10 protein-coding genes are annotated in these 13623 nt (G+C 62.5%); 9 read left to right on the forward strand and 1 reads right to left on the reverse strand.

Annotation, left to right across the window (positions count from 1 at the left end; genetic code table 11):
• The first annotated feature begins 30 nt into the window (after positions 1–30).
• The 9 genes from nusA (at position 31) to ASD64_RS09285 (ending at position 12744) form a co-directional block, all read left to right on the forward strand.
• Positions 31–1623, forward strand: coding sequence for a transcription termination factor NusA (gene nusA, locus ASD64_RS09245; protein ID WP_056104038.1), 1593 nt, complete (start codon positions 31–33; stop codon positions 1621–1623).
• 32 nt (positions 1624–1655) lie between these two features.
• Positions 1656–2306: an RNA-binding protein gene (locus tag ASD64_RS09250; protein ID WP_056104040.1), complete on the forward strand. Its 651-nt coding sequence runs from the start codon at positions 1656–1658 to the stop codon at positions 2304–2306.
• Positions 2303–4876 (forward strand): translation initiation factor IF-2, encoded by a 2574-nt coding sequence (infB, locus tag ASD64_RS09255; protein WP_056104042.1) that lies wholly within the window; start codon positions 2303–2305, stop codon positions 4874–4876. The genes ASD64_RS09250 and infB overlap by 4 nt, the downstream gene beginning before the upstream one ends.
• A 107-nt stretch (positions 4877–4983) precedes the next feature.
• Positions 4984–5391, forward strand: coding sequence for a 30S ribosome-binding factor RbfA (rbfA, locus tag ASD64_RS09260; RefSeq protein ID WP_056104046.1), 408 nt, complete (start codon positions 4984–4986; stop codon positions 5389–5391).
• A complete protein-coding gene (truB, locus tag ASD64_RS09265) occupies positions 5391–6368 on the forward strand; it encodes a tRNA pseudouridine(55) synthase TruB (RefSeq protein ID WP_056104050.1) in 978 nt (325 codons plus the stop codon). Before rbfA ends, truB begins: the two co-directional genes overlap by 1 nt.
• Before the next feature lie 30 nt (positions 6369–6398).
• Entirely contained in the window at positions 6399–7493 is a 1095-nt protein-coding gene (gene corA / locus ASD64_RS09270) for a magnesium/cobalt transporter CorA (RefSeq protein WP_056104053.1), read from the forward strand.
• 1458 nt (positions 7494–8951) lie between these two features.
• On the forward strand, positions 8952–9221 hold the full coding sequence (gene rpsO, locus ASD64_RS21830; protein ID WP_056104991.1) for a 30S ribosomal protein S15: 270 nt from the start codon (positions 8952–8954) through the stop codon (positions 9219–9221).
• Between the two features lie 272 nt (positions 9222–9493).
• Positions 9494–11641, forward strand: coding sequence for a polyribonucleotide nucleotidyltransferase (gene pnp, locus ASD64_RS09280; RefSeq protein ID WP_056104055.1), 2148 nt, complete (start codon positions 9494–9496; stop codon positions 11639–11641).
• Positions 11642–11733: 92 nt separating this feature from the next.
• Entirely contained in the window at positions 11734–12744 is a 1011-nt protein-coding gene (locus tag ASD64_RS09285) for a class I SAM-dependent methyltransferase (protein WP_056104057.1), read from the forward strand.
• Between the two features lie 66 nt (positions 12745–12810).
• Here the strand turns inward: ASD64_RS09285 and fabI are convergent, their stop codons facing one another.
• Positions 12811–13623: an enoyl-ACP reductase FabI gene (gene fabI, locus ASD64_RS09290; protein WP_056104059.1), complete on the reverse strand. Its 813-nt coding sequence runs from the start codon at positions 13621–13623 to the stop codon at positions 12811–12813.

The raw sequence follows: 13623 nt of genomic DNA on the forward strand, positions 1-13623 counted from the left end.
TGGATTGCGGCAAGGTTCAGGGAGAAAGACATGGTTGTAAGCGCCAACAGGCTTGAATTGCTGCAGATCGCGGACGCGGTCGCGCGCGAAAAGTCGATCGACAAGCAGATTGTCATCGATGCGATGGCCGACGCTATCCAGAAGGCGGCCCGCTCGCGCTACGGCCAGGAAACCAACATCCGCGCCGACATCAATCCGCAGACTGGAGAAATGAAGCTTCAGCGCCTCATGGAAGTGGTGGAGCAGGTCGAGGATTATGCCACCCAGATCGCACTTGTTTCGGCGCGCGAGCGCAATCCGGACGCCCAGCTTGGCGATTTCATTGCCGAGCAGCTTCCACCGATGGACTTCGGTCGCATCGCGGCACAGTCTGCCAAGCAGGTCATTGTCCAGAAGGTGCGAGAAGCCGAGCGCGATCGCCAGTATGACGAATACAAGGATCGCATTGGCGAGATCGTCAACGGCACCGTCAAGCGCGTCGAATATGGCAACGTCATCGTCGATCTGGGCCGCGGTGAGGCAATCATCCGCCGCGACGAGTTGATCCCGCGCGAGAACTACAAGTACGGCGATCGCGTGCGCGCCTATGTCTACGACGTGCGCCGCGAGCAGCGCGGCCCGCAGATATTCCTGTCGCGCACCCATCCGCAGTTCATGGCAAAGCTGTTCACGATGGAAGTGCCGGAAATCTACGACGGCATCATCGAGATCAAGTCGGTGGCGCGCGATCCGGGTTCTCGTGCCAAGATCGCCGTCATTTCGCGCGATAGCTCGATCGATCCGGTCGGCGCCTGCGTCGGTATGCGCGGCTCCCGCGTGCAAGCTGTCGTGGGCGAATTGCAGGGTGAGAAGATCGACATCATCCCGTGGTCTCCGTCGGCTGCATCCTTTATCGTCAACGCGCTGCAGCCGGCCGAGGTCGCCAAGGTCGTGCTCGACGAGGATGCTGAGCGTATCGAAGTCGTGGTGCCCGACGACCAGCTTTCGCTGGCCATCGGCCGCCGCGGCCAGAATGTGCGCCTTGCCTCGCAATTGACCGGTTGGGATATCGACATCCTGACCGAACAGGAAGAGAGCGAGCGCCGCCAGAAGGAGTTTGTCGAACGCTCGAGCCTGTTCATGGATGCGCTCGATGTCGATGAGATGGTCGGCCAGGTACTGGCTTCGGAAGGCTTCACCAGCGTCGAGGAGGTCGCCTATGTCGATGCCGACGAGATTTCCTCCATCGACGGTTTCGACGAGGATACGGCCAGCGAAATCCAGACCCGCGCCCGCGAATATCTGGAAAAGATCGAGGCCGAGCAGGATGACAAGCGCAAGGAACTCGGCGTCGAGGACGAAGTGCGCGAAATTCCCGGCATTACCACCGCTATGATGGTGTCGCTTGGCGAGGATGGCGTGAAGACGATAGAGGATTTCGCCGGCTACGCTGCCGACGACCTCACCGGCTGGAAAGAACGCAAGGACGGCGAGACCAAGGTCTATCCGGGTGTGCTTGCCAGCCATGGCGTATCCCGCGCCGACGCTGAGCAGATGGTTTTGGCCGCTCGCCTCAAGGCCGGCTGGATTTCCGAGGAGGAAGCCCAGGCCGAGGCGGTCGATGCCGAAGCTGCCGGTGCGTGACGTGAGCCGACCCGGAGCACCCCTTGGCCGAGATGAACGATCGCACCTGCATCGTCACGAGAAAGACCGCCGAAACGGATGATCTGATCCGTTTCGTCGTCGGCCCGGACACGGCCGTCGTCCCGGATATCAAGAGAAACCTTCCCGGCCGCGGTTGCTGGGTCACCGCCGACCGCCTACATGTGGACAAGGCTGCGGCGAAAGGACTGTTCGCACGCGCCTTCAAGGCCAAGGTTTCCGTCCCGCCCGAATTGGGCGGCATGGTCGAGAGCTTGCTTGAAAGGTCTGCGTTGGGCATGCTGGGCCTTGCCCGTAAGGCAGGGAGCATCGCTCTCGGTGCCACCAAGGTCGAGGCAGCGGTGCGAAACGGGACGGCCCTGTTCGTCCTGCACGCTGCCGAGGCGTCGCCCGATGGCGTGCGCAAGATCAGCCAGGCCCGCCGCGCCACGGCCCATCTCGGTGGCCCCGCGATCCGTGCCCACAAACTTTTCTCCGAAGCCGAATTGGGTTTGGCATTGGGGGGCACAAATGTGATACATGCTGCCGTTCTCGCGGGAGACGCGGGCAAGGCGGCTCAGAAGCGCATGGTTGCGCTCGACCGTTACCGGGGCGGTACCCCGGACGATCTGGCGATGCTTGCGGCCGTCGCTGGCGAAGATGACGCCGCAGAGGATATGGAATGAGCGATACGAAATCGGGTGACGACAAGACGTTGAGCGTGACGCCGAAAAAGACCTTGACGCTGAAGCGTCCGGGCCTGGAGCAGGGTACGGTGCGCCAGAATTTCTCGCACGGCCGCAGCAAGTCGGTCGTTGTCGAGACCAAGAAGCGCAAGTTCAACATCCCTGGTGAGAAGCCGGAGCCGCAGCCCGTTTCCGTATTTGCGCCGCAGCCTGTCGCCGCGCCCGAACCCGCAACGGCGCCCGCGCCAATCGTGCAGGAAGCGCCCAAGGCGCCTGCACCCGCGCCTGCCGAGCGACTGGTTCTGAATGAATTGTCGCGTGGCGAGATGGAAGCGCGCCGTCGTGCTTTGGAAGGCTCCAAGGCTCGCGAAGCCGAAGACCGCCAGCGTGCGTCCGAAGATGCCAAGCGCCGCGCCGACGACGAGGAACGTCGCCGCCGCGAGCGCGACGATTCCGCCCGCCGTCAGGCCGAAGAAGAGGCCCGCCTGCTGACCGAGGCCGAAGCCCGTCGCCGGGCAGAGGAAGAGGCTCGCCGTCGCGCGCCGCAAACCGCCGATATGGTTGCAGCGGACGACGAAGACGTTAAGCCGAAGCGCCCAGCCGCTGCCGGTGCGCCGGTGCGCCGTCTGGTCACGCCCGAAGTCGCGCGTCCGGCCAAGCCGACCAAGGGAGAGGAAGACCGTCGCCGCGGCAAGCTCACCCTCAACACCGCGCTTGCCGGTGAAGAAGCGCGCGCCCGTTCGCTGTCGTCGATGCGTCGACGCCAGGAGAAATTCAAACGCGCGATGCACAATGAGCCGCGCGAAAAGGTGATGCGCGAAGTGATCCTGCCCGAGACCATTACCATTCAGGAACTGGCGCAGCGCATGTCAGAGCGCGCCGTCGACGTGGTCAAGTACTTCATGAAGCAGGGCCAGATCCTGAAGCCGGGCGACGTCATCGACGCCGATACGGCTGAACTGGTCGCGACCGAATTCGGTCATACCGTACGTCGTGTGGCGGAATCCGATATCGAGGAAGGCCTGTTCAACATCGCCGACAACGAAGAGGATTTGGTCAGCCGCCCGCCGGTGGTGACGATCATGGGTCACGTCGATCATGGCAAGACCTCGCTGCTCGACGCCATTCGCAACGCCCATGTGCAATCGGGCGAGGCGGGAGGCATCACCCAGCATATCGGAGCCTATCAGGTCGAGAAGAACGGCCAGAAGATCACCTTCATCGATACGCCCGGCCACGCGGCCTTCACGGCAATGCGTGCCCGCGGCGCGCAGGCCACCGATATCGCCATCCTAGTGGTAGCAGCGGACGATAGCGTGATGCCGCAGACGGTCGAATCGATCAGCCACGCCAAGGCGGCCAGCGTCCCGATCATCGTTGCGATCAACAAGATCGACAAGCACGAAGCCGATCCGCAGAAAGTGCGCTCGGAATTGCTGCGCCACGAAGTGTTCGTCGAATCGATGGGTGGTGAAGTGCTGGACGTCGAGGTGTCGGCCAAGACCGGCGCCAACCTCGACAAACTACTCGAAGCCGTCCTGCTGCAGGCCGAAATCCTCGACCTCAAGGCAAATCCGGATCGTACGTCCGAAGGTGTCGTCATCGAGGCGCAACTGGATAAGGGTCGTGGACCGGTGGCGACTGTGCTGGTACAGACCGGTACGCTGATGCCAGGCGACATCATTGTTGCAGGCAACGAATGGGGTCGCGTCCGCGCGCTGGTCAACGACCGTGGCGAGCATGTCAAGGAAGCGCCGCCGGCGATGCCGGTAGAGGTGCTCGGCCTCCAGGGCACGCCGCATGCCGGCGACCGCTTCGCCGTGGTCAACAACGAAGCCCGCGCTCGCGAGATCACCGAATATCGCCAGCGCATTGCCCGCGACAAGGCGGTGGCCAAGCATGCCGGCCAGCGTGGATCGCTCGAACAGATGATGTCGCAGTTGCAGACGAGCGGGCTGAAGGAATTCCCGCTGGTCATCAAGGGCGACGTGCAGGGTTCGATCGAAGCCATCGATGCGGCCCTGGACAAGCTGGGCACCGACGAGGTTCGGGCGCGCATCGTCCATTCGGGTGCCGGCGCGATCACCGAAAGCGACGTGACCCTGGCCGAAACCTCGGGCGCTGTCATCCTCGGCTTCAACGTGCGTGCCAACGTCCAGGCCCGCGCTGCAGCCGAAGCCGCCGGCATCGAAATCCGCTACTACAATATCATCTACAGCCTTGTGGATGACATCAAGGATGCGATGTCGGGGCTGTTGTCGCCGGAGCGCCGCGAAACCTTCATCGGCAACGCCGAAATCCTGGAAGTGTTCAATATCACCAAGGTCGGCAAGATTGCCGGCTGCCGCGTCACCGAAGGCAAGGTCGAGCGTGGCGCGGGCGTGCGCCTGATCCGCGACGACGTCGTCATCCACGAAGGGACGCTGAAGACGTTGAAGCGCTTCAAGGACGAAGTCTCGGAGGTTCCGGTCGGTCAGGAATGCGGCATGGCGTTCCAGAACTACGAGAACATCCAGGCCGGCGACGTCATCGAGTGCTTCCGCGTCGAGATGGTGGCGCGCACGCTCTAGTCGTCATCAGGGCGAAATTCGAGCGAATGGCGGCCTCCGGCCGCCGTTCGTCTACATGAGGCGAGGTGCGGTCCAATCCCGTCCCCGCGTTGTCAGGATCAAACAAGATGTCCCATTCCAGCAAATCCGGCCCCTCGCAGCGCATGCTGCGTGTCGGCGAGCAAGTCCGTCATGCGCTTTCCGAGACACTGCAACGCGGTGAAATTCTTGACCCGCTGATAGAGATGGCCGTCATCTCCGTGTCGGAGGTGCGCATGTCGCCCGACCTCAAGATTGCCACCGCATTCGTTTCGCCATTGGGCGCAAAGGACCCCGATGCGGTGGTCGAAGCGCTCAACAAGCACGCGAAATTCGTCCGCGGCCGCGTCTCGCCTTCACTCAGGCAGATGAAGTACATGCCGGAGTTCCGCTTCCGGCTCGACACCAGCTACGACAACTTCCAGAAGATCAACGAGCTTCTCCATTCTCCGGAGGTGGCGCGCGATCTCGCACATGACGACGAGGGTGAGAAATAGTGGGGCGTCGCGGCAAGAAGAAGGGTCGGCCCATTTCCGGCTGGGTGGTTCTGGACAAGCCGGTCGGCATGGGCTCGACCGACGCCGTTTCCAAGGTCAAATGGCTGTTCCAGGCTGAAAAGGCGGGCCACGCCGGCACGCTCGATCCGCTGGCATCCGGCATGCTGCCGATCGCGCTCGGCGAAGCGACCAAGACGGTGCCTTACGTCCAGGACGGCGCCAAGATCTATCGCTTCACCGTCGCCTGGGGCGATGAGCACTCGACCGACGACCTTGAAGGTCCGGTGACCAAAAGCTCGGACAAGCGCCCGAGCGAAACCGAAGTCCGGGCGCTGCTGCCCAAATACACAGGCGTCATCATGCAGACGCCGCCGCAGTTCTCGGCGGTCAAGATCGCCGGCGAACGGGCCTATGATCTTGCCCGTGAGGGCGAGACGGTCGACATTCCGCCGCGCGAAGTCGAGATCGGCCGCCTCGATATCGTCGAGCACAAGAAAGACAGCACCGTGTTCGAAGTCGAATGCGGCAAGGGCACCTATGTGCGTTCGCTGGCGCGCGACATGGGGCGCGATCTCGGCTGCTTCGGCCACATTGCCGATCTGCGCCGCACCGAGGTCGATCCTTTCACCACCGCCGATTTCGTCACCATTGCCGAACTCGAGGCTGCCCGCTTCGGCACCAAGACGGAGACGGATGAAGAAGCCGCGGATGCACCCGCCGATTTCTCGGCCCCCCCTGATTTCTCGGCGATAGACGCGTTGGTGGTCGATACGGTCGCCGCCCTCGACTGCCTGCCGCAAGTCGCCATCAGCGATGACGCAGCGACCAAGATCAGGCTTGGCAATCCGATCGTCATTCGCGGCCGCGACGCGCCGGTCGAGGCGGATGAGGCCTGCGCCACCGCACGCGGCAAGCTGGTCGCCATCGGCGCCATCGAGCAAGGCATGTTCAAGCCGAAGCGGGTTTTTGCCGGATAAATCGGGAAGCGCACCGAGGGTCGGTTTGCCATGACGAAGACGGAAACGACTGTGAAGAGAACGGGGCTCAAGCGCCGCCGCTCGCCGGTCGGGGCGTCTCCGGGTACGTTGATCGCCGATCCGGCCGCCCATCGCTCGGAACTGACGCTGACCCTGATTTCGGCTGAAAAGTGCAAGACCATCGCCAGTGCCAGCATTGACGATGTCATCAAGCATCGCGGCCATTGGTCCACCGTCTGGCTGGATTGCAGCGGCCTGGCCAATATCCAGCTGATCGAGGAAATTGGCCGCATCTTCGGCCTGCACCCATTGGCGCTGGAAGATGTCGTCAACACCGGCCAGCGGCCGAAGGTCGATTTCTTCGAGGACCATGCCTTCGTCGCCGTCAGCATGATCGACGATGTCGTGGCGCATCGCTACGAGCAGATTTCGGTGTTTTTCTGCCAGAATTTCGTCATCACCTTTCAGGAGCGCGAGGGCGACCCATTCGACCCGGTGCGCAAACGCATCGCCGCACCGCTGCCGAACAGGCTGCGCTCGCGCGGTGCCGACTATCTCGCCTATGCGCTGATCGATGCCATCGTCGACAGCTACTTTGCACCGGTCGAGTCGGCCAGCGATGTGGTCGAGCGCATCGAGGACGATATGTTGAAGACGCCGCACAAGCAGCAGATGCAGGAACTTCAGGCGCTGCGCCGCAGTTCCAACGTGCTGAAAGGGGTCTTGTGGCCGCTGCGCGACGCACTGGCCACGCTGATCCGCAACGACGTGCCCTATGTGAAGCCTGAGACCAAGGTGTTCCTCAACGACACGCTCGATCATTGCATGCGCCTGATCGAACTGGTCGAGACGCAGCGCGACGCCATGACCGGCCTGATCGAGATGCATTTGTCGCTGAGCCAGGCGCGCACCGGCGAGGTCATCGGCCTTTTGACCATCGTCTCGGCGGTTTTCATCCCGCTCACTTTCCTGGTCGGTGTCTGGGGCATGAACTTCGACCCGGATAGTTCGCCCTGGAACATGCCGGAACTGCGCGCCTATTACGGCTATCCGGCTGCCCTAGTGTTCATGGCCGCGGTGGCGATCGGCCTGTTCAGCTTCTTCAAATGGAAGAAGTGGCTGTAGAGCCTTCGCGGCATAGTTCATCATCGCCACGCCCGGCTTTGCCGTTTGGGTGTCTTTGCCCCGCCGGTTCTTTGGTTCCGCAATTCCGAACGGAAAACCGGTTTCCATTTTTACTGGAATTGCTACGAACTCGCTCGCTGCGCTCGTCGCTGGCGGGGGTACGTCCTGTGCCCTTTCCCCTTGGCGGCAGAAGGGAAGCGCGCGCCTCTCGACTTCGTCATCCACGGGCAAGCCTGAGCGCAGCGAAAGGCACGACCCGAGGATCCATGCCGTGAGGGACCACTGAGGAGCAGAACGGGGGCCTTGTGCACCGTATCGCGCTGCCGCTTCGTCACGGCATGGATCCCAGGGTCTGCGCGACGGCCTTCGGCCTGCTTCGCCCCAGGATGACGAAGGGATGGTTGCACTTCATCATTGCCACGCTGCCTTTTCGGCCCTGGCCATTGTCAAAGAACTGACCTCGGTTGAGAGGTCGGGAAGACGGGCGGCCGTTCGGACGCTCGTTTGGTAAGTAATGCGACCTTGCGGCCGCCCGTCCGGTGGCTGTCATCCCGTCGACCGGTCCCAAGNGAGGTCGGGAAGACGGGCGGCCGTTCGGACGCTCGTTTAGTAATTTAGTGCGACCTTGCGGCCGCCCGTCCGGTGGCTGTCATCCCGTCGACCGGTCCCAAGACCGTCCGGTGGTTTTCACCTGCCGCGACGATCAGGCGATATACGCCTCTTGCACCTGACACGGGTTGCTCTTTCCGTTGGAAAGCCCGCCGCAAGACGCCGGCCTGTCGGATGCCCTCGGGTCCACTGGCGCCGAACCAATGGGGGGAGGTCACCGCCGCTCTTGGAAAGCCCGCCGCAAGACGCCGGCCTGTCGGATGCCCTCGGGTCCACTGGCGCCGAACCAATGGGGGGAGGTCACCGCCGCTCTAACCGTTGCCCGGTGCGCAGCCGGTTCCCGCAAGAGCGATGGCGGGGATTATGAGAGGGATTGAGAGCGTGTGGACAAGAATGCCGGCGGTTTCTGCACGAAGTGAGCGGGATCAACCGGTTGGCGGAGTGAGGGGTTGGCTTCGATCCACGGCCACTCGCGCGCTCACCTCTCAAGGCTGGCGCCGTTACCCCTCATGCGCCTTCACTTCGTTCAGGCACCGAGCGAAGCGAGGTCGGATGAAGGGTGATTGGACCGCAAATGGCTGCCGCGAGGCAATCCAGGTTTCGAAGCGTCGGCTGGTCGACATGATGCTGTGGACTATGGACAGATATGCGTCTGCTATCCATATTGAACCGGCAATTGCCGCATGCCCTTCGTGCAAGGCCGGCATGCGAATTGATGCTGGCTTTTCCCATGAAATTGAACTATATGCGCCGCAGCATCGCGCCAGACGCGCGGTCACAAGTGGCCTTTGCTGGACGACATCCCGGCTTCAGGCGTCCCGTTTCCTCCAACAGACAAGGAAAAGCACGATGTCGATTACTGCCGAACGCAAGCAAGAATTGATGGCACAATTTGCTACTGTCAAGGGTGACACCGGGTCGCCTGAAGTGCAGGTTGCCATTCTCTCCGAGCGTATCAAGAACCTCACCGAGCATTTCAAGGGCCACAAGAAGGATAACCATTCCCGCCGTGGCCTGCTCGCACTCGTCTCCCAGCGCCGCAGCCTGCTTGACTATCTCAAGCGCAAGGACGACGCGCGCTACCAGACGCTGATCGAGAAGCTCGAACTGCGTCGCTGACGTATCTACCGGCGGGTTCTCGAAAGAGGGCCCGCCGCTTACGTATCCGGGCCCAGCAGATCACAGGCCCAACCGGTTCCGATGCAGGAAAGGGCCACTTCGGAGCCGCCCATGGACGGTCATGGGGCAGGATTGCAGGACGCTTGACATCGGCCTCACGCCGAATTCAACAAGCTTCCCGTTGTCTTGCCCGTGGCTGCCCGAAACAAGCCAGGAAAGTTCAGTCGCGCACGAAATTTCGGCGCGGCCTTTCCGCATATGAAGGACAAGACATGTTCAACCAACACAAAGTCGAAATCGAATGGGGCGGACGTCCGCTCACCCTGGAAACCGGCAAGATCGCCCGTCAGGCCGACGGTGCGGTTCTCGCCACCTATGGCGAAACCATGGTGCTGGCCACCGTCGTCTCGGCCAAGGAACCGAAGCCCGGCTTCGATTTCTTCCCGCTGACCGTCAACTACCAGGAAAAGACCTACGCAGCCGGCAAGATCCCCGGCGGCTATTTCAAGCGCGAAGGCCGCCCCAGCGAAAAGGAAACGCTGGTTTCGCGCCTGATCGATCGCCCGATCCGCCCGCTTTTCGCCGATGGCTACAAGAACGACACCCAGGTCGTGGTTACGGTCGTCCAGCACGACCTTGAGAACGATCCCGACATCCTGTCGATCGTTGCCACTTCGGCCGCGCTGACATTGTCGGGCGTTCCGTTCATGGGGCCGATCGGCGGCGCTCGCGTCGGCTACATCAACGGCGAATACGTTCTGAACCCGCACCTCGACGAGATGCCGGAATCCAAGCTCGACCTCGTTGTCGCCGGCACCAACGAAGCCGTGCTGATGGTCGAATCGGAAGCCAAGGAACTCGACGAAAAGACCATGCTCGACGCGGTCATGTTCGGCCATCGCGCTTTCCAGCCGGTCATCGAGGCGATCATCAAGCTCGCCGAAGCGGCCGCCAAGGACCCGCGCGACTTCACCTCGCCGAACTATTCCGAACTCGAAGCCGAGATGCTCAAGATCGGCGAAGCCGAACTGCGCGAAGCCTACAAGAACGTCGACAAGCAGGCCCGCTATGCCGCCGTCGACGCGGTGAAGGCCAAGGTCAAGGCAGCGTTCACCCCGGCCGAAGGCGAGGAAGCGAAGTACTCCTCCGAGCAGGTCGCCACTGTTTTCAAGGAACTGCAGGCCAAGATCGTTCGCTGGAACATCCTCGACACCGGTTCGCGCATCGATGGCCGTGACCTGAAGACGGTCCGCAAGATCGTTTCCGAGGTCGGCGTCCTGCAGCGTACCCACGGCTCGGCGCTGTTCACGCGCGGCGAGACCCAGGCGCTGGTAGTTGCCACGCTGGGCACCGGCGAAGACGAGCAGTATGTCGATTCGCTGACCGGCATGTACAAGGAGAAGTTCCTCCTCCACTACAACTTCCCTCCCTATTCGGTCGGCGAGACCGGCCGCATGGGTTCGCCGGGCCGTCGCGAGATCGGCCACGGCAAGCTGGCATGGCGCGCCATTCGCCCGATGCTGCCGAGCGCGGAACAGTTCCCCTACACGCTGCGCGTCGTCTCGGAGATCACCGAATCCAACGGTTCGTCCTCGATGGCCACCGTTTGCGGCACCTCGTTGGCGCTGATGGATGCCGGCGTGCCGCTGGCCAAGCCCGTTGCAGGCATCGCCATGGGCCTCATCAAGGAAGGCGAGCGCTACGCTGTGCTCTCCGACATCCTGGGCGACGAGGATCACCTCGGCGACATGGACTTCAAGGTGGCCGGTACTGAAGGCGGCATTACCTCGCTGCAGATGGACATCAAGATCGACGGCATCACCGAAGAGATCATGAAGGTCGCGCTCGGTCAGGCCAAGGACGGCCGCCTCCATATCCTGGGCGAAATGTCCCAGGCGCTTTCCGGCGCGCGTTCGGAACTTGGCGAGTTCGCGCCGCGCATCGAGGTCATGCAGATCCCGACCGACAAGATCCGCGACGTCATCGGTTCGGGCGGCAAGGTCATCCGCGAGATCGTGGAAAAGACCGGCGCCAAGATCAACATCGAGGACGACGGCACGGTCAAGATCGCTTCGTCGAACGCCAAGGAGATCGAGGCGGCCAAGAAGTGGATCCACACCATCGTGGCCGAGCCGGAAGTCGGTGAGATCTACGAAGGCACGGTCGTCAAGACCGCCGATTTCGGCGCCTTCGTCAATTTCTTCGGTCCCAAGGACGGCCTCGTCCACATTTCGCAGCTTGCCAGCGAGCGTGTCGCCAAGACCTCCGACGTGGTCAAGGAAGGCGACAAGGTCTGGGTCAAGCTGATGGGCTTCGACGAGCGCGGTAAGGTTCGCCTGTCCATGAAGGTGGTCGACCAGGCCACCGGCAAGGAAATCGTGCGCGAGAAGAAGGCCGACGGCGAAGAAGACGCTGCCTGATCGGTTTGGCATGAACAAGGAAACGGGCGCGCCGCGAGGCTGCGCCCGTTTTCGTTTGGCCATATGGTGGCGACGCCGGATATGATTTCGATATGGCATCCGAAGCTCTGAAGACCTTGTTCCACCCATTCGAGACGGACGCGCTGGGCGCGCCCGCAAAAGGCGCGCGCGCGCTCTTTTTCGGGGCCGAACCAGGCTTTCGCTTGCCGGACGGGTTCGACGCGGAGCTTCACTGCGTCCAGGGTTTCCGCCCGCATTACCGGGCGTTGCAGGCAGCAAGGCAGATGGTTACGCCGCGCGCGGAAGGCGAGGGCTATGCGGCGGCCTTTGTGCTGGCCGGACGCTATCGCGGCCAGAACGAGTTGTGGATCGCAGAGGCGCTGGAGCGCGTGGTACCAGGCGGGTTGATCCTCGTTGCAGGCTCCAAGGATGACGGCATTGCCTCCTTGCGCAAGCGCATCGACGCAGTTGTTCCCCTGGAGGGGTCACTGCCGAAATATCATGGCGTGGCGTTCTGGTTGCGGCGGCCCCCTGGCGAGGGTGCGGCGGCAGACCTGCGTGCTGCCAATCCGGCAATGCGGGTTGAGGAACGCTTCAATACCGCGCCCGGCATGTTTTCCTTCGAGAAGATCGATGCCGGCTCGAAGCTGCTGGTCGACAATCTCCCTGCCGACATTCGCGGCAGCGTCGCCGATTTCTGCTGCGGCTGGGGCTTGCTTGCCGCCGAGGTGGCGGCCCGTTCCCCCGGTATATCGGCGCTGGACCTTTATGAAGCCGGCTTCGAGGCGCTGGAGGCGGCCAAGACCAATGTCGAGGCCAAATGGGCCCCGCGTTTCTTCTGGCTCGATCTGATCGGGGAGGCGGTGGAGGGGCGCTATGACTGGATCGTCATGAACCCGCCGTTCCATCAGGGCAGGGCAGCAGAGCCGGATATCGGCATTTCATTGATCAAGGTTGCCGCAAAGGCGCTGAAATCCGGCGGGCGGCTGGCGATGGTGGCGAACCGGCAATTGCCCTACGAGGCGGTGCTTGCCGCCTCGTTCTCGTCAGCGAGCGAACTCGCCCGCGACAATTGCTTCAAGGTGCTTCTCGCCCGCCGATAGAGCGTGATCCGGGCAAGCTGAAACCCGTTTTCGGAAGGCCTGGCTCAAACAGGGAGATGAGGCAGATCAGCCCTTGTCGCCGTCCATCTGCTTCAGTTCGTCCAGCGTCGGCATGGATACGATGTGGTAGCCGGAATCGACGTAGTGGATTTCGCCGGTAACGCCGGACGACAGGTCCGACAAAAGGTAGAGCGCCGAGTTGCCGACCTCGTCGATGGTGATGTTGCGGCGCAGCGGCGAGTTGCGCTGCTGATAGCTGAACATGTGGCGCGCGTCCGAAATACCGGCGCCGGCAAGCGTGCGCACGGGGCCGGCGGAAATGCCGTTCACCCTGATGCCGCGCGGTCCGTAATCGTTGGCGAGATAGCGCACGCTGGCCTCGAGACCTGCCTTGGCGACGCCCATGACGTTGTAGTTCGGCATGACGCGGACGGAACCGGCATAGGTCAGCGTGATCATCGACCCGCCGCCCTGCATCAGCCGCGCCGCGTTGCGGGCAATCTCGGTGAAGGAGTAGCAGGAGATCACCATGGTGCGCACGAAGTTGTCGCGCGTGGTGTCGGCGTAGGCGCCCTTCAGTTCGTTCTTGTCGGAAAAACCGATGGCGTGGACGACGAAGTCGAGCCCGCCCCAGGCCTTTTCCAAGGTATCGAAGGTGGCGGTCACCGAAGCGCTGTCCTCGACGTCGCATGGCACGACGAGCTTGGCGCCGATCTGTTCGGCAAGCGGCTTGACCCTGCGTCCGAAGGCTTCGCCCTGGTAGGTGAAGGCGAGTTCCGCGCCTTGCGCGGCCAATTTCTGCGCGATGCCCCAGGCGATCGAATGGTCGTTGGCCACCCCCATGACAAGCCCGCGCTTGCCTTTCATCAATCCATTCAT

The sequence above is a fragment of the Mesorhizobium sp. Root157 genome, assembly GCF_001427385.1.
Lineage (GTDB): Bacteria > Pseudomonadota > Alphaproteobacteria > Rhizobiales > Rhizobiaceae > Mesorhizobium.